The sequence below is a fragment of the Photorhabdus asymbiotica genome (assembly GCF_003634575.1).
In the GTDB taxonomy this organism is placed as follows: Bacteria; Pseudomonadota; Gammaproteobacteria; order Enterobacterales; family Enterobacteriaceae; genus Photorhabdus; species Photorhabdus asymbiotica.
The window spans coordinates 780489-797750 of the sequence record NZ_RBLJ01000001.1; the positions used below are offsets into that span (position 1 = coordinate 780489).

General features: G+C 38.3%; 23 protein-coding genes. 4 read left to right on the forward strand and 19 right to left on the reverse strand.

The genetic code is table 11. The features are described 5' to 3' along the window. Positions 1–62: 62 nt before the first annotated feature. Together BDD30_RS03465 and BDD30_RS03470 are read right to left on the reverse strand one after the other, a co-directional pair. The gene (locus BDD30_RS03465; RefSeq protein WP_041381747.1) at positions 63–314 is read right to left on the reverse strand and encodes a hypothetical protein; all 252 of its coding nucleotides are present in this window, start codon (positions 312–314) and stop codon (positions 63–65) included. A gap of 24 nt (positions 315–338) precedes the next feature. Beyond that, on the reverse strand, positions 339–503 hold the full coding sequence (locus tag BDD30_RS03470) for a DinI-like family protein (RefSeq protein ID WP_331430144.1): 165 nt from the start codon (positions 501–503) through the stop codon (positions 339–341). Positions 504–1090: 587 nt separating this feature from the next. On the opposite strand from BDD30_RS03470, the gene BDD30_RS24595 reads away from it, so the two are divergent. Beyond that, the gene (locus BDD30_RS24595; protein WP_015833723.1) at positions 1091–1213 is read left to right on the forward strand and encodes a hypothetical protein; all 123 of its coding nucleotides are present in this window, start codon (positions 1091–1093) and stop codon (positions 1211–1213) included. Between the two features lie 49 nt (positions 1214–1262). Here the strand turns inward: BDD30_RS24595 and BDD30_RS03480 are convergent, their stop codons facing one another. The 4 genes from BDD30_RS03480 to BDD30_RS03490 form a co-directional block, all read right to left on the reverse strand. Beyond that, positions 1263–1688, reverse strand: coding sequence for a tail fiber assembly protein (locus BDD30_RS03480; RefSeq protein ID WP_015833724.1), 426 nt, complete (start codon positions 1686–1688; stop codon positions 1263–1265). 2 nt (positions 1689–1690) lie between these two features. Beyond that, a complete protein-coding gene (locus BDD30_RS23405) occupies positions 1691–1837 on the reverse strand; it encodes a hypothetical protein (protein ID WP_158307057.1) in 147 nt (48 codons plus the stop codon). A gap of 69 nt (positions 1838–1906) precedes the next feature. Beyond that, the gene (locus BDD30_RS03485) at positions 1907–2122 is read right to left on the reverse strand and encodes a hypothetical protein (RefSeq protein ID WP_015833726.1); all 216 of its coding nucleotides are present in this window, start codon (positions 2120–2122) and stop codon (positions 1907–1909) included. A gap of 131 nt (positions 2123–2253) precedes the next feature. Next, positions 2254–3339 (reverse strand): glycosyltransferase family 9 protein, encoded by a 1086-nt coding sequence (locus BDD30_RS03490; protein ID WP_170152938.1) that lies wholly within the window; start codon positions 3337–3339, stop codon positions 2254–2256. 157 nt (positions 3340–3496) lie between these two features. Here BDD30_RS03490 and BDD30_RS03495 point away from each other — a divergent pair, with 157 nt between their 5' ends. The 3 genes from BDD30_RS03495 (at position 3497) to BDD30_RS03510 (ending at position 7302) form a co-directional block, all read left to right on the forward strand. Then, positions 3497–3622 carry a tail fiber assembly protein gene (locus BDD30_RS03495; protein WP_015833728.1) on the forward strand — a complete coding sequence of 42 codons (126 nt, stop codon included), beginning with the start codon at positions 3497–3499 and terminating at the stop codon, positions 3620–3622. A gap of 919 nt (positions 3623–4541) precedes the next feature. Continuing rightward, positions 4542–5960 (forward strand): phosphoethanolamine transferase, encoded by a 1419-nt coding sequence (locus BDD30_RS03505; protein WP_015833729.1) that lies wholly within the window; start codon positions 4542–4544, stop codon positions 5958–5960. Positions 5961–6606: 646 nt separating this feature from the next. Then, positions 6607–7302 carry a methyltransferase domain-containing protein gene (locus BDD30_RS03510; protein WP_015833731.1) on the forward strand — a complete coding sequence of 232 codons (696 nt, stop codon included), beginning with the start codon at positions 6607–6609 and terminating at the stop codon, positions 7300–7302. A gap of 194 nt (positions 7303–7496) precedes the next feature. Here BDD30_RS03510 and BDD30_RS03515 read toward each other — a convergent pair whose 3' ends face one another. The 13 genes from BDD30_RS03515 to BDD30_RS03570 all read right to left on the reverse strand — a co-directional run bounded on the left by BDD30_RS03515 (position 7497) and on the right by BDD30_RS03570 (position 17261). Then, complete coding sequence (locus BDD30_RS03515; protein WP_015833732.1) at positions 7497–8123, reverse strand: tail fiber assembly protein; 627 nt, start codon at positions 8121–8123, stop codon at positions 7497–7499. After that, on the reverse strand, positions 8123–9547 hold the full coding sequence (locus BDD30_RS03520) for a phage tail protein (RefSeq protein ID WP_121302543.1): 1425 nt from the start codon (positions 9545–9547) through the stop codon (positions 8123–8125). The genes BDD30_RS03515 and BDD30_RS03520 overlap by 1 nt, the downstream gene beginning before the upstream one ends. Before the next feature lie 2 nt (positions 9548–9549). After that, positions 9550–10122 (reverse strand): DUF2612 domain-containing protein, encoded by a 573-nt coding sequence (locus BDD30_RS03525; protein WP_041381745.1) that lies wholly within the window; start codon positions 10120–10122, stop codon positions 9550–9552. After that, positions 10119–11312 carry a baseplate J/gp47 family protein gene (locus BDD30_RS03530; RefSeq protein ID WP_015833718.1) on the reverse strand — a complete coding sequence of 398 codons (1194 nt, stop codon included), beginning with the start codon at positions 11310–11312 and terminating at the stop codon, positions 10119–10121. Before BDD30_RS03530 ends, BDD30_RS03525 begins: the two co-directional genes overlap by 4 nt. Continuing rightward, positions 11305–11652, reverse strand: a complete 348-nt coding sequence (locus BDD30_RS03535; RefSeq protein WP_015833717.1) for a contractile injection system sheath initiator — start codon at positions 11650–11652, stop codon at positions 11305–11307. Before BDD30_RS03535 ends, BDD30_RS03530 begins: the two co-directional genes overlap by 8 nt. After that, positions 11649–12404 (reverse strand): phage baseplate assembly protein V, encoded by a 756-nt coding sequence (locus tag BDD30_RS03540; protein WP_015833716.1) that lies wholly within the window; start codon positions 12402–12404, stop codon positions 11649–11651. Before BDD30_RS03540 ends, BDD30_RS03535 begins: the two co-directional genes overlap by 4 nt. Continuing rightward, a complete protein-coding gene (locus tag BDD30_RS03545) occupies positions 12404–13357 on the reverse strand; it encodes a phage protein (RefSeq protein WP_015833715.1) in 954 nt (317 codons plus the stop codon). The genes BDD30_RS03540 and BDD30_RS03545 overlap by 1 nt, the downstream gene beginning before the upstream one ends. A gap of 62 nt (positions 13358–13419) precedes the next feature. Then, positions 13420–13725, reverse strand: coding sequence for a phage baseplate plug family protein (locus tag BDD30_RS03550; protein WP_015833714.1), 306 nt, complete (start codon positions 13723–13725; stop codon positions 13420–13422). Beyond that, on the reverse strand, positions 13710–14315 hold the full coding sequence (locus BDD30_RS03555; protein WP_015833713.1) for a phage baseplate protein: 606 nt from the start codon (positions 14313–14315) through the stop codon (positions 13710–13712). Before BDD30_RS03555 ends, BDD30_RS03550 begins: the two co-directional genes overlap by 16 nt. Before the next feature lie 2 nt (positions 14316–14317). After that, on the reverse strand, positions 14318–16105 hold the full coding sequence (locus BDD30_RS03560; protein WP_015833712.1) for a hypothetical protein: 1788 nt from the start codon (positions 16103–16105) through the stop codon (positions 14318–14320). Then, on the reverse strand, positions 16098–16220 hold the full coding sequence (locus BDD30_RS24955) for a DUF6889 family protein (RefSeq protein ID WP_231849198.1): 123 nt from the start codon (positions 16218–16220) through the stop codon (positions 16098–16100). The genes BDD30_RS03560 and BDD30_RS24955 overlap by 8 nt, the downstream gene beginning before the upstream one ends. Positions 16221–16297: 77 nt before the next feature. Beyond that, positions 16298–16708 (reverse strand): phage tail assembly chaperone, encoded by a 411-nt coding sequence (locus BDD30_RS03565; protein WP_015833711.1) that lies wholly within the window; start codon positions 16706–16708, stop codon positions 16298–16300. Between the two features lie 112 nt (positions 16709–16820). Continuing rightward, on the reverse strand, positions 16821–17261 hold the full coding sequence (locus BDD30_RS03570) for a DUF3277 family protein (RefSeq protein WP_015833710.1): 441 nt from the start codon (positions 17259–17261) through the stop codon (positions 16821–16823). Between the last annotated feature and the right edge of the window lies 1 nt (position 17262).

Here is a 17262-nt window from a genome sequence, read left to right on the forward strand (position 1 = left end):
AAGAGAATTTGATTGAAGTGGCAATGCATATGATGATATTGATGTTAATTATGTTAGTCGCCTTAATTCTTCATTTTGAAACTATCTCTAAAATACCACTCCAACTTCTCAAGCAAATCTCTTGCCACATCCTCGGTCATATACGTTCTCATTGGCTCTCGTCTAACATCCTTCATTTCAAAGGTATTCTCGTCAAACTTTGGATCAGAAAAGATAATATCCATAAATAGATAGCCATAAGGGTTATCTGCAGATAAACGAGCCTCTTTTAGCTGAGCAATATATTCGGCATTATTGATTTCGAGTTTAATCATGGTATCACCTATTTAACTGTATTTTTATGCAGGAACCCATGAGTCATCGAGCCAAATTTCTTCAATGATTTGGTTTATTTCTTTAGCATCATCATCATTTTTGGTACCACTGACTATTAATGATGTTGATGAGCTTAAGGCTACCCTGACGTTTAAAGATCCATATTTATTTCCGACCTTTTGGATGATTCTCTCACGAAGGGCATCGCGTACTTTTTTGAGGGTTTGTTGCTAGATTCTTTATCAAAGAGAATTTCAATACGAAGCATAATGTAATCTCCACGTGTGCTGTTTATTTATGCTATATATATAACCAATAAAATAATTTTTATCAAGCTCAGATTGAAAATTTTTGTGTTACTGGAAGGGGTATTTTTGTGTTACATGTAAAAACGACAGAAAAGCAAATCGCAACACAATATGATAATGTGTTGATTTATAATTAATTTAATCTAATTGATACACATATCACAATTGATACAGCTTTTTTTGATTAATAACGACATTTTAATAACTTAGTTTATTTTGCATTTTATACCAGTGTGTTATCGTCAATTTTAATTTCTTACTATTACACACTTATTGTATTTTTATTCGGCATAAATTACATTGAAAAACCAAATCTGGCAATAAAAAACCATAATATATGAAATTTTTTCTATCTTAGAAAACGCTTGTGGGTAAACTTTATTATTCAGTTAGCTATATAGGAAATATGTCAAGGACGTGTAAAACTTCCAATATTATATGGTTAATAGGTCTTGAGAGAAAATAGCTTGAATAATAACAGAGTATTTACAACCTATACCCAACAGATTTCAATTTGCAGTGCGGCGGCAAGTGAACGCAGCCAACAAAGCAGCAACTTGAAAGATGAAGGGTATATAGTATTAGAATAAATAAAATGATAAAGACCGGGTATTACTCTAATCCCGGTCTTTTTGTTAATTACGATAATGGCGTAATTGGCCAGTCAATTTCTGGTGCGTTTGACGTATCAACTCGGTTAAGCATGACACGGTATTTTTTCCATTCTTTGAGTAATAGCATTTCTTCATCTGTTGCTATATCAAGTTCTTCTGCATCAGAAAGTGGCATTATTTTTTCATTTGCAAGAGATATGAATTGCGCTTTTTGGCTTTCCGCAATAGATATCAATTCCTCTTTTGTTGGTGGTGGGATATCTGCCCATTCTGGTAAACCATTTTTACCCGCTATACGATATTTACCCTTTGGAGGAATACTGCCGGCAAACTCAATAAAAACAGATTTATCGACTTCCACTGCATCGTTTGGAAATGAACCGGCATTAATATAGTCCTGTTTCCATTCGACTGGATAAAATGCGTTAGTTGTTGCACTGTAATAATACATAATTAATACCCCACTGCGAACCAATAATAACCTACACTAATACCACTAACAGCAAAATCGTTAGTCAATTTGAATGAAGATGGACTCAGATCAGCAGCATAACCGTTAGCTACACCACTACCGACTCCTATTCGATTCACCGTCAACATTACAATCATGCATGCGTTAGAGAATCTAACAGGTAGCTGAACCGCGATAATTTCTTGTGGCTTTAAAACTCAAGTTACTCCCCATTGATAAATCACCCCAGTATCTCCACATTTCCACCAACCGTTAGCAGCTTTATTGGCTGTATTTTTGCTGCCATATCTCCTATCGCACTCACCTGTGGTATATGCCCCGAGTTCTCCCGGTGACGGCTTGTTTATCGAACTATATACCCGAATACCGGATGCTTCATACACTCCCTTACCGGAAATATATCCAGTGGGCATCCATATTCCCGTTTACAACAAACCACGGTAAAAAGTATCCCTGGATTTCCCCAATAAGGGTAAGTTTTACTGACGTTATTACTCTCTTCAGAATGAGCCAATATTTTGGTTTTTCTTCTAACTTTCTGTTCTTATTTATTGAATAATATATTATTAACTTCAGATATCACTATATCGGGAGATATAATCTCCATTATATGAGTATGTTTTTTATAATTTATAGCTAATGAGGAGCCTATTATTATTCTATGAATTTCAGGATCTTGATGTGGTCCCGTGGAGAATGGATTTGCGGTAACAAATAAACTAATTGTGGGTACTTTTAGTGCAATAGCTATATGCATAGGACCTGTATCACCAGTAACAAGCAAGTCGAGTTCATTTATTGTTTGAGTTAATTCTACTAGTGTTGTCTTTCCTATTAGTTGACTAATTCTACAATGAAACTCACTTGGCAATAATTTAATAAATTTTTGTTGTAAATATATGTCATCAGGTGATCCCACCAACACTATTTTTGTAGTACTATCATTGTTTAAAATATGAGATGCAACCTGAAAAAAATTTCTTACAGGCCAACAACGTTCAGATGATGATGCCCCCATTTGAAAACCAATAGACAGATGATCTTTCTTAATAGAATCAATATGACATGGAACACGCATTTCAATACTGGATTTAGATGCTACTTCACATCCTAATATTTTTACTAATTCTAATTTTCTCTGAATGAGATGGCCTCTAAATGATTCAACGTAATTGGTTAGCCATTTTTCAATTAATTTATTTTCAAAATAATTATCTCTAAAAATAAACTTGGCACCAGACATTACAGCACTTAAGTAGTCATATGGAGCATGAGAGTGAAGTATAATTGCCAAGTCAGGTTTACCTGATTCTCTTATCTTTTTTAAAAGTGCTGGGACATGATTTATTTTATTACTCCACGTAATAACCTTATCCCAATCGTTTCCACTCTTTAAAAACGACTCTAGTTTTGGATGGCAAATTAATGTAATGAATGCATTCTTAAATCTATTCCTTATGGCATGTATTGCAGGGGTATTCATTAAGAAATCACCCAGTGCTGTAGTAGAATAGATTACTATATATGAAAAATTTTTTTCCTCTAATTCATTAAAGTTATCCCTAGATTTTTCAAAATTTTCGCATTTAGTATAAATTCGTAGAAATAAATCAACAGCTTTATATTTCAAGTACTTCTTCATCTAACATACTCACTTAATGTTATAATTTATTGATCGTATTATACCCAATTTTCTTTTTTGATACAATGAGATACTCTCATCTCTTCCTACATCTCATCAGATCAATGAAGCAAAAATTATTTTTCCGTATGAAGCAGCGGTTGTATTGCTGCAAGACACCGTTGACTTAGATATTGCTACTGAAACTGAAAAAGCAGCTCTGCTGGAATGGAAGAAATACAGAGTGATGTTGAGTCGAGTTGATATTTCACAAGCTCCTAATATTGAATAGTAGGAACAGCCGAAATAAGAATAGTGCCATACGTCCATTGCATCCCAAAAGCTGAATATCCAACTGATAAAGGTGTGGTTCTTATGACCAAGTCACAATGATGAATTTGAGGAATAAATAGAATTTCAAAGGATGGAAGATTTTATTCTCTCCTTCATTATGGGAGGATGTTACTGTACAATTGCACAGTAATCCCCCCCCCTTTTTTTCACCATAAACTATTCAGTGTATGCTAGATGCTAATAAATAAGGGAATGTTTACCCTCATTTCACACTATGAACCTAAATGATTATTACACCCTATACCTCCGATAACTGATTTAGATAGCACAATATCTAATTCATTTTCATATGGTATGTCTAGCACATCTATATTTTTATATGTAATGAAATTACTAAGATTATGGTCTTTATGTTTTTGGTGGTTTTTTTCATTTGGGCCTCCAAGATCTGAAAAAATTACCTTAGCCTCATTTAGTGATACCTATAATGACAAACCGCCATTACGACAACCAATTTCTAAATTAATTTTTCTCTTTTAAAGCCAAAAATGTAAACATTTATCTCAGAAAAATAGAGTAATGTAAACAGGAAATCTCTAATTACTCTTTAGTAACTTAAGTATTAGTTACTAAAAACATGATATAAAGTACATGGTATAGTGAATAAGATGTTTATTGATTCACGCACTCCTGATTTTCAGTAGCTAATAGAGCAGTGTATTGAAGCTATTTTATATTGTTATAAGTATTCAGGTTTACCAAAATACCAGATTATTCTTATTCACATGATGAAAATTAAGAAGTATAGTATTGATAGAAAATTCAGCTGAATGAAGAAATGGAATCTCAGTTTTTCTTGTCTTCTTGAAAGCTAAACTACTTTCCTCCACTATATGATATCTTGTTCATATATAAATATGAAAGCTACGAAAAACCACCTAATCAAGCTATTGCCAGTTGCAGCACTCTTTATTTTTTGTCTCTTAGTTCATATAGCTTTGGGTTATCGTTTAAAAATAGGGTATGTACTCGCTGTATTCTTCATTTTTCTATCGCTGAATAAAGTAATTATAGCTTATAGATCCCTTCTTATCGTTCTTGGTATCGTAGCACTCATTTATTCCCCTATTGGGCTTACATATGGATCACCAAACTTCAACTCAATTCTTTCGTTATTCTATACAAATGAACAAGAAGCCAGTGAATTTATCTCTTCTATTCCAGCTGAACATTATCTTTTTAGCTTGCTAATTCTAATATTTTGTTTGTTATCTTTGAAAGTGAGAATGAATTTATATAAAAAAATCAATATCTTTCTGTTTTCCTTTGCATTAATCATGACAATACACCACCCTTTAAAAGCCTTTATACAAGGTAAAGAATTTAACATCCTCGACTCTGGACTTCCTGAAATTAGGGTAGTTAAAGATGTTCGTAGAGATTTTATGAATGCGTATGGGTTCTCAGTACACAATACACCTTTTATGAGTATTGCTAATGGGACACTTTTTACAAATTATATCTCAGCAGGTCCATCAACCCAGATATCACTGGCAAGTTCTCTAGCAATGGTTAAAAATGGCAAAGATATTTTAAGCAATAATATTGTTACACTAGCAAAAAAAGCTGGCTTTTATACCTACTGGATATCAAATCAAGGTTCTATGGGATTGTTTGACACCCCGGTTGCCAGTATGGGAGCGAGGGCTGATTCTCCATTATTTATTAAAAAAGGTGAATCCAGTTCTGGTCTCAATAGAAATATTCCTGATACAAATATAATACCAATTGTGAAAAAAGCCTTAGAGGATAAGAAAGAGAAAAAGCTAATTGTTATCCATTTGATGGAATCACATTCCCCAGCCTGTATCAGAACAAATTATGAATACAAAGTATTTTTCAAATCAGAGCAGATTTCTTGTTATATACAGAGTATTAAAAATACTGATGATTTGTTGTCAATAATTACTAGTGAAGTACAGAAAAATGAGAAGAGTTGGTCCTTGATGTATTTTGCTGATCATGGAGTTTCTTTCTTTGAAAAAGATACTAAGAAGATGAGGCTTGCTCATAATGACAAATATAAGCAGAATTATCAGGTTCCTATGTTCATTACATCTTACGATGATACATCACGTAAAATTATTAACGCACAGCGGAATTCAATGAGCTTCTTAACGCTATTTTCAGAATGGACAGGAATTCAGGAGCCTACAATACCTAGAAATTGTAAGATGCTATCTAATGAAATATGTGAAAATCAAGATGATGTCTTGAACTTTAGTAATAAGATCGTGAAATATAGTTCATTACCGGAAGATAAAATTTCTAAATGAACTTTACACTACGAAAAATACAAATAAGGCCTGTAGTGAGAAGTAAAATAATCTATACAAAACATAATCATTATCCTGTGTCTTGGTTATCTAGCATCAGATTAAAAAAATTCTATGAATCAATACGCTTTTTGTTTACTACGCTATGTACTTTTGTTATTTTTTTTCGTAATTAATACTCAAGTTACTAAGGGACATTTAGAACTTTCCTGTTTACATTAGCCTGATTTACTGAGATATTAGATTACTCTAAATACTGTAACAGAAGAATACACCATGTAGTACTAACAAGGAACCTGACCAGATCTCGATTTTTTGTCTTTAGAAAACGAAACTAATTTCTACTACTATACGACTCCCTATTGATAATAATATATGAAAAAAAACCATATAATCAATATATTACTGGCAATTTCACTCTGTGTATTTTGCTTCTTAGATTATATAACCTTAGATTGTCATGTAGAAATAACTTATGTACTTACCACGTTCCCCGCTTTCTTCTTGCTAAGCAAGGCTGTTTTATGGAGTTCTTATTTTATTTCTCCCATGGGGCTGATGAATTTCTCTCTAAACTTTTATTCTATCTTAATATCTTTACATATCGGAAGTTATCCCGATATAAATCAACGTTAGGTGTAATGTAATGAAAGATCTTTCACGCTCTACTTTAAACGATATCATTGAATGGGACGTTAACAATTGGTCTAAGTGCTTGTGTTTTTGGCTTTCAAAAGGAAAAAATGACTTAGAAAATGCTAAAGTTTTGGAGATTGGCAGCCGAAACGGTGGGTTGTCATTATGGGGCGCACTAAATGGCGCGAAAGTAATTTGCTCAGATCTCGGCGGTCCAAATAAAAAAGCCTACCAAAAACACAAAGACCATAATCTTAGTGATTTTATTACATATAAAGATATAAATGCAATGGATATACCATATGAAAATGAATTAGATATTGTGCTGTCTAAATCAGTTATCGGAGGTATAGGGCGTAATAACAATGCTGAAAATCAGAAAATTGCCATATCAGAAATATACAAATCTTTAAAGAAAGGAGGAGAATATTGGTTTGCTGAAAATCTATCAGCGTCTCCTGTACATAAAATACTAAGATCTAAATTTATCCAATGGGGAGATGAATGGAGGTATGTGACAATAAACGAGATGAATGAGTATTTACACCAATTTTCAAGTGTTGAGTATGTTACCACAGGATTTATTTCCTGTTTTGGCAGAACAGAAAAGCAAAGAGAAAGATTAAATTTTTTCGACAGGTTTATATTTTCAAAAATAATTCCTGAGAAATGGAACTATATTATAATTGGTGTGGCCAAAAAATAGAGTTATTGACATGTAAGTTCGGAGGCGTTTTACGGCTCATAGGTGGATTGAAAGGTAAAACGCCTTCTGGGACATTTATTGAAAAAATAAGAACTTAAAAATGCTCTGTCAGGCGAGGTCAGAGATCTTACAGTTAAGTAAGCGGCTGCACAGTCAGATAACCAAGCAAAAACCGGACTAACTGGTTCTGTTGTTTACTTTGGTTGCTCCGGCCATTCAATATTAGGAGCTTGGGAAATATCAACCTTGCTCAACATCACTCTGTATTTCTTCCATTCCTGTAGAGCTGATTTTTCAGCTTCGGTGGCGATATCTAAGTCAACAGTGTCTTGCAGCAATGCAACCATTTCATTCGCATTCTGACTTAATGTTGTACGTTGCTGTTCTGCCTGTTCAATTTGACTGGTTTTTTGAGCTTCAGTATCAGTGACCCATTTCTCACCATCCCAAGTATCAAAATCAGTGGCTGGTTGCTTGAATGTCAATGTTTCTGGCAATTCACCCAACTCAGTGATTTCACGTTTTTGACGGGTTTGCGTGTCGTAAGCGATTTTTCCACGGTAATCAGGCACGATTTCCCAACCGTGTTTATCTTCACTGCGGCGAACGGCCACATCATGGGATTTAGGGAGTTCTGGTGCGTCTGGATAGGCCCCAGCTGATAAACTGACACCTAACATTAAGTATTCAATATCTGCACTCGTGAATTCTCTTGTCATCTGATTAGTGTGATAGACCTTGATCCAGCCAGCTTGAGTGGCTAATCCATCTTTACCTAATATTGCGGTTTCCGGTTCTAAAGAATATTTTTGTTCTGCCATTATGCTGCTCTCACTATGTAGTTAAATGCGATGTTCCGGGGTCTATTTTCGTTAGCTGTTGGGACGACACGTGATGCGTCAAATGTCCACTGCACTCTACCGCCCCCACCTCCTGCTGCACGCCCTCCCACCGAATATGAGTAACTGAATGCTCCTGTAGCACTGCCCCCGCTTTCTGCTGTAGGGTTGCCCAACGCACCTGTAATATTTCTAATTGCATCCCCCTGCCACGTCAAAATCCCGCGCCCCATATCAACACCAAGACTATCATCCCAACCACGGATAAATTCGCCTCTTAAATCAGGTAATCTGCCGCTAGGGTAAGCTTCCGCTAATTTTGGGTACTGTGATTTATTAAATGATTGTCCGTTGCATGTAAGGTAACCAGCAGGAGCTTTGGGCAACGGCCATGGAATTGGAGCGCCGACTGGGTGAGTACTAACAATTCCGCCAGTGATTGAGCCGTTGCCATTTAAGAAGTATGCGTGTAGCTCGCCGACTGGTGTGATATATATTTGGCCGACATCGCTACCAGCAAAACCGATATTAATACCTTTTACCCATCCTGCGTTACCTTGCCCAGAGAAGGGGCCTACATATGATCGGGTTGGGATAGATGTAACATAAACAACATCAGGAAAAGCCCCCACATCTCCCGCATTCAAACTGACATCCCCAGTCAACGCTTTCCCATTAATTTTCCGACCACTCGGCACGGCATTTTGGGCTTGTGCCACCGTTTCCGCTAAACCAAGGTTTTTTGTAAACTCACTTTTATTAGGGATATCTGCCCCATTTTGATCTTTTGCCAATCTATTGTTGGCATTATTATTTGCGCTCGTTGCATTGTTGTTTGCATTTGTCGCGTTCGTGTTAGCTCCATCGATCGATTTATTTAACTCATTCCATACAGCATGCATTAATGATGAGGTCGGTACCGTATTCCCCGCATCAGCAACCTGATTACTTAGCTGCACTATCCCCTTTTCCGTCAATGACGCATCAGGAACTCCACTTAATTTACCCTCAGCGATTTTTCTAACGTCATGTACAGCCTTAGGTGTTGCCGCCTGATCTTCGTTGTCAGAATCTGTCGCACTGTTGAGTTGCGATATGCCTTTCTGCGCCAGCGAAGCATCAGGAATTTCTGTAGTGATTTTTTGTTTTAATGCCAAGTCTAACTGGTTAGTCAGTTTCTTTAAATCACCATCATCAATAACATCTTCACCCGTTTTTTCTGCAATATATTTCCCAATTACAGCCGCAATGATTGAAGATTGCCGCCAAACTTTATTTAATCGCTCACTCCTGGCAATTCCTGATTTAAATCCCTCTTCAATAAAATCAGAATTCTCATATTCTTCTTGCGATAAGGTATTCGCGTTTTCACCCGTCGCAAATGCCTTAAAATCATTTTTCGCCATTTCTAACCCTCCACTATATGGTAATTAACCGTTATCCCCATAGGTTTAATCGAGAGATAACCCTGATGGATGATCTCCTTAGTGATGTTACTAATTACTTTACCTTTTACCGTCACGGTAAATGACATATCTAAGTTATCTTCAAAAGATATAGATATGTTGTTATTTGAATGAATAAAACTTAGGATGTCATTAAGTGATTCAGCCGTTCCATCCCAGTTGTTTGCACCTATTTTAGCTTTGATCACTATCCGATAATTATCATCATCCAACTTGACATAACTTTTATCACTATCAAACCGCCCTTTCCATTTGCCACTGTCAAATCCCAATTCATTGATATCAAAAGAGAAGTAATAGTATTCAATTGGGGTTTGAATCATTCTATTTCTTCCTACCCATTCGCCAATAATATCAAGCTGTTTGCCCTCCGCTTTATCAAGATCAAAACTGCTAATTAGTAAATCAGTCGTAGATGCACTCCAGTTAAAAATATCAGTAACAGTTTCAAGCATTCTGACGTATTTTTTACCTTCCATGTGATACGCCGGAATCAGCTTCATATATTTATTCATTCTAGCACCGTGACTATTTTAATATTTTCAGGTGAACACGTCGGCGCTTCATTAAAGGCTATATCAATGTTAGCCGCTCCAAGGGTTGATGCTGATTTACCTACAACCACAGACAGTATTTCATATGTCTGGCTACCATTTTTATTACATAAGTTTGCCGGCACAAATAAGCGAGTAACATATATCCCATCACCGATATAAAGTGAGTTGATATAGTCAGATACCTCAGTACGAATATTATTTCCAATATCCGATGTGTATCCAATAAAAGGTTTAATCTGAATTTCAATATAAATTGGCACCAACGTAGGACGATAGAAGTTAATCGTTTTTTTATTGCCAGAGTTATCCGTGACAATTTCAGAAGTGGTGCCAAATGTCGGTATGCCCGGTGTTTTTTTTATCAGAATGGTTTGAGCAATTTCTTTCGAGTCTCCACCATCAATCACAATCGCAATACTGTGTGCAGGTATGCCGTTTTCATCGGTTTCGTCCGTGTCGTTGTCATATCCCAGATAACGTGAAACACCATGCAGATTGGCAATAGCACCAATAAGTCCATCCATAATGGTTTTCGAAGGCAATGCGACTGAAACTGCTTGCCGAATTCTCAGTTCTGCATCGGTTTCAACACCCCGACCCAGTGTAGCAGCAACAGGGTTTGTCACGGTTTGCCAGCCTAATGTTGGCGTAGCAATCTGGTTAATCGTGTGAGGCAGTGCGCCAATAGCCCCTGTTTTTTGGCATACCGCCGTTACGGTAGCCTGCCCGTGCATGTCTATAGTGACTTCATCCGGTAGTGACCAGGTGTTCCCTATATCATCCCGAATAGAAGCATTACGGATAATGGTACCCGCTCGACCAGTTATTAAAACATCTACAGTCGAGTTACTGGGGTTTTTTCTGGTAATACCGTTGATTTTGACATTACGAGAAAGCCCCTCACCCACCGCTGTTGCTGGGCTAAATGAGTTGTAAGAGGCAATGATCGCGTTATTACAACCGTGAACCACATAAGCAATCAACGATAGAAAAACACCGTCTTTGCTGTCAGATTCAATGTAAATATCTTCTCCGTAGATATCCCTGAATATTGTCTTCCAGCCATTTAAAATGGTTTGATAATCTGGGGCGTTGATCCCGTTTTTATTAATGGCAGGTAACATTGTGTTGATAATATTTTCATACATCAGCCGTTACTCCTGTCTGTCCATAAATCGTGTCAATCGTGACTGTAATGGTGACTTTTCGTGTGTTAGGGTTGCTTTCACTGCGGTAGTGGATAATGTTTGATACACCAGGTGTTTGCAGTATTCGCTGTTTGATAACCAAGTCATAAAAACCCGATGTGCCTTTACCTAGTACTTTGTCGTAATCGGTTCCCTCTTGGTTATCAAGAAACCATTCACCACTGCGCAGCATCAAACGTGTTTTCACTGCCTGCGCAACCGCCTCCGGTGAATCAATAAGAAAACTCGCTTCACCACGACCAAATACATAGTCGTTGTCAATTTCTCTTCTGTATCTCATTGGGGTTTCCCCGTATTGCTTCCACCCGATTGCACACCACTATGCACATGATTTTTAAAGCTAATTCCTGCCGCTGTTACATCGTTGCTCACAGTAACCGGGCCTTGCAGGGTTGCTGTGCCACCACCCGCTCCCATTCCCTGCGATAAGTTGCCGTTAATAGTGACGTTGCCGTTCAGGATGATTTCAGGTGATGTAATTTCGGTACCACCATTTGCGGTGGCAGTAAGTTTTGCCGGCGTGATAACCGTGACGTTGTGGCTACCCGGATCAAGTTCGATATAAGCCGCACCATCATCACTTCTCAGTTGCGCGGTGTTTATGCTGATATTAGATATTTTTTGTTGCTGTGATTGTGGGCCAATAAGCGCAAATCCATCAGATAGGTTGTGTTGCCTAGGATCTACCGGCTCTTGTATGCCGCCCGATTGCCACCAGTAATCAATGCAACGATCAGCAAACACGACCAGACATTCATCACCCGCTTTTACCGGGAATGTTAGCGTCACTCCGCCACCTCTTGGGAATACAACCGGAACATCCACCAACAGCGGTAAGGATATTGATTCCTGTTCCCCGTTTTTTTTCCTGATTTTCCATCTGATAGCCGGTTGGGCTGTCACTGTTACCGCATCAGCATCAAATGATTGAATAATGCAGGGCAGAGAAACATACAATCCGGCGCTAATCACTTCTTGCATAGAAAAAAAGACCGCTTCCGGTCTATTTAGTCGTTCGTCAGTATTTATCATCAGCTATCTGCCTTATCTTTATTGCGAGTTGATTGATTCAGCAGTGTGTGATCGCTCTTAGCGATGCACATCATTTTCATGTACCACTCAGTTTCGCGAGTGTCGCCGGAATAATTGACATTGAAGACAATGTAATCACCGTCAGCATCCAACATTGCTGGCCGTTCTTTCGGCTTCTCATGATTCTCAGGCTTAGATATTTCGCCAGTAGAGAGATCAGCCGGCTGGATTGAGCGGTTATCCAGCCGGATTAATGTGCCAGGGCGGATATTCGGATTAATTAAGCACGTAACGTTAATACCCGATCCGATAGTCTGTTCAGGCATACCAATCAAACCCGTTTTTAATGTGAGTACAACAGCTTCAGTTAAGTATTTATTTTTAGGCACAATATGTAACTGGTTATCTTCATAGCGCCAGTTGGCATCACACTGTTTTGCCAGGTCAGAGACTTCATTGCGGTGCATACCAAAAAGCACTTTTCCTCTGGGTGAAGCTGACTTTCTGAATTCAGGACGCAAGCCAGCGGTAATGCCATATTTGGCAATATCACGCATTAGTAAGTGATCTAAATCTGCTTGCGAATATCCCGCCGCAATGGTGGTATTCACTGTCGCGTAATTATGGGGTTCGTCTCCGTCTGCCGCCTGAATAACAACGCAAGTATCTGTTGGGCTATCCCTCGTTACATGGGTGTACTGAATTTGACCTGCAAATATTTGTCCTGAATTCCCTTTGTAGCCCGCCACAAATTTAATCGTTTTAAACTCATTTTTGCGTAATTTATTACTGGTTTCGTTATTCAGATTATATATCGTAAAAATACCCGTAGCAGGATAGGAAGATTCCGTTACGCTAATATCAAATTTGATTTTCAGGTTTGATAAATCTACTTTTTCGCCTTTTTCGTCAACAACAATAAGGTGACATTCTCTTATCCACTGTTTTGACATAATTCACCTAATTAACAGAAAAAAAAACCGCAATTAAGCGGCATGTGTAATAAATTATCCAGTTAATTTGTTATAAAATATAATTTATCCTCTTCACCAAGATTACTCCTTAAAGGTTTTTCTTGGTTTATATCACCATAGAAAATTAATGAACCGTTAAAACCAAGATGACGATATTGCTCAAGCAAATTAGCACCAAAAATCAGCGGCAAACCGGTGACTATTGGCTCACTGTCCGACGTCATAATATCCAGAATCCAACCCGCAATATCACGCCAAATGAGTTTCATTTTATAGTTAATACCATCCAATTGAACATCGAATTGCTGATTTATCGGTGATAAAGGTATTTCTACAATCCCAGCCATTTTTTCCCCCGCTCTATAATATAGTCAAGAATAACTCGTGGTAATGATGGCTTCACCGTGACTTTGGTTCCTACATTAATCACAGGTGCCGTATCTTCAGGATGTTTCATATTTTCAGCAGGCGCGGCTTGTTCTTCAGATGTTTCAACAATAATGATTTCACGCAGGTTTAAAATCACTGATAGAACATTTTCACTGGTTTTATCCGTTGTGACAGTCATATCTTTAATCAACATATTTTTATATAAGCGTTTCCCGGTTACGACATCAAAAGGTTTATGTGATGCCCTAAGATCGAGTAACTGTTGATACACCGCACGCGGACTGGTTCCAAGGCTCAACCCAGTAGAAATATCAAATACCTTTGTCGTATCCATGATATCAAGCAACGAGCCACCACCCGAAAAACCTAACTCCATTCTCACTTCTGATGGGCTGTCATAAATATGATCACTGATTGTCACCCCCTGTTGGACCGGATGATCCGTTATATTGGATGTATCCGTATGGGTTTCTGAAATAATGACACTCGGGACAATGGCACCTATTTTTCTCGTTTGCTGAGAAAACATAACTGATAATATATCCATTGTTATCTCACCTGTGTTTGCATATTTCGAAGTAGCATACTGTGAGTCCGTTCTACCGCTTCTCCAGTCAATCTTGCCGCTTCTTTAGGAAATTCAACGCCATTAATCTCAATATGATAATTAACTTCCCCTATTCCCTGCATATTATTATTGCCGGCAGGAGCCGGCGAACGAAGCAGGAAATTGTGAGTCACTCCCTGATGATTGATCATATTGTTGATATTCGTCATCGCACCGCTAAGCATATGAGGAACAATGGAAATGTTTTTCCACGAATTAGCTATATTATTGAGATGCTCAGTTAAACCCAAAGGTTTTTTCGCTGGCGGCGGCTCTCCAAGAATCGCCGCCCTAATAAATTCTGGTGAATAAGGATTACCACCAATCTCCACTACCATCATTTTATCAATCAACCTTTGCATCACGTCAGGATCGGTTAAATCAAGGAACGCATCCTTAGAAACTCCCATCATTTTAGACACGCTGGCAATGTAGGCTTTAGTCTGATTACCGTCTTTTGATGGCGCCCATGTCGGAATAATACTTGCAATGGTTTGTAGCTTTTTTCCTGTGGTCTTGCCACTAAAATAACGTCTCAACTGATGAGCGGTAGCCTTTAATCCACTATATGCATCCGGAAACTTAGCAAATCTGTGTCCTGGGCTATCCTCACGGACTGCCCCTCTCTGATTTACAAAGTTCATATTTAACGGGTTGTTATTCCTGGCCCCTCTGGAAGATATGAGTTTCTTTAGTCTTGCTGCTGTAAGCTCAGTGTTAAAAATGTCCATCGACTGATTAACTGTAGCTTTTAAACCGTGATGAACCTCATGATGAACCTCAGGCTGCTTAATAACTCCAGCTTTACGATGTTTTTTATTGAGTGGCTTATTCTTGCGTTGCTTTTTCTCTTTACTTAATTGGCTTGATACCTTTCCGGGAATATCAGCAATTTTCTGACTGTGACCTTTATCAATGACAAGCTTACTACCATCAAGTTGTTTCTGGTATTTTTCATAATTATCTTTGCTAAAAAACGGTGTCGAGTCGGAAGCCATATAAAGTCCATGAGTTGACATCCAACTATTAAGTTGATCAAACGTTAACAGTGGTTTCTTATTTACTTCATGTTCTTTTCGCCGCCGTTGTATGGTTTCACCCACAGTTTCGTGATTTTTCTTTGCTTCTTCTTGTAGTGTATTTAATCGACTATTAAGATCGAATAATGTCCCCAGTGTAGTTTTTCTTCCTGTGAATTTCCATAATTCATTCAGTGTCTTCAATAAGTCGTTAGCTGCAACTTCCCCTTTGTTTAACCATTTAACTAATTCCTCAATCGCATTAAATATGTCATCACTATCAAGTGTGTGGGTATTTTGATTAGCACGCCCCACCGTGGCTTTTAATCGCGGCTCACTCATCGATGTTATCAAAGAAGCAGTATTAACATGGCCGCCATTGGCATCATGCCGCGGAATACCAATCTTCGGTAGCACGCTTGCTACACTTCCCTTTCCCTCCGTCTGGCTAATTCTCTCATCAATGGATTTAATTTTTTCAATCGTTGGACCTGTTTCCTGTAACTTCCCGTAGAACTTATCCAGCCCGTCAGTGATTTGGGTGATAAAATTAACCACCGCTGATGTTGCGCCTTCAATTTCCGCCCTCATTTTGAGAACATTAGCTGTTACTTCGGTGATAACAGCTATAAATTTACGCTGTCCCACCTCGTCGACATCAAACTTAAGTGATACCAGGAAATCTCTCATTGTTTCAGCGTCATTACTCATTTCGCCACCTCTCTATCATGGCCTCATTTTCCGATTTAACATCAAGGGCATCATTCATCAATGCAATATCAGCCAGGTCAAGCATGCCATCTTTTAATGATTCATAACGGCACATGCCTGCAATGACCGGGCGTAACAGATAATCACGCCCTTTCGGGAGAGTTTCAAAATTTAGGCTAGGTTGTCCTGGAATTACATTTCGCTCTCTAATAGGGCGGGAAAAAAATTTCCCAATGAATCTCGGATAATAAAACCCACAATTTTAAGCAGTTGTAAACCGTTGATGTCATCGAACATCAATACCTGACCATCAGGTTCATAAATCTTGCTCCATATGCCACTCTGTTCACGGGAAACTATTGATAAGCAAATATCATTAATTTCATACCGGTTGGACTTTCCCAGCGCAGTAATGGATTCAATCAAATAAGGAATCAGTTCTTCAAAGCGGGTCGCGCTATCATCATTTCTGTCTGCGGCGATCTTTTGCATCAATGGCCCAAGTGCAGGAATAGCTGGAGACAAGGCCACCGCCAGATCCTGTTGTTGAAAAGCGTTCAGTTTGCCAGTGCGATATTTTTTACCGTCAATTTCAAATTCCATAAGCTCCCCTTAAAACTTAGCCTAAAACCGCGTAAGTCACCGAAGCACAAGACTGATTATGAACATGCAGGCAAATGCCCCGGCTAGTTTCAGCGTTTGTAAAGTAAACTGGTTAGAATGTGCCTAACATGATGTCGATTTTTCCGCAATCAAATACCCAAGCAACGGTATTACCTGCTTTGGAATTCTGTAAATCCGGCTGTTTCTGAAAGGCGACGGAACGTGCAACAACAACGTCGTTACTCTCCTTGTTTCGAATCATAATCACGTTATTACCCCATGCGGCTGATGAAAGCGATTGTGTACTCAACATAGCGTTCAGTTTTGCGTTTACCGGGCTGGTTTTAAGTAAGTTAACCGTAATGGTTCCAGATTTGGTAGCGTGCAATGAATGCATAACTTCACCATCTGCACCTGTGGTCATGGTGTTTTTGCTTTCTGACATTGTCACTACGATGCCCTCGTCAGAGAGGGCCGCGCCGTTACCAAGATCAAAAGAACCCCCTACCCCTGTAATAGAAGCAGAGACATCAAGAAAAGAATACGTAGCCATT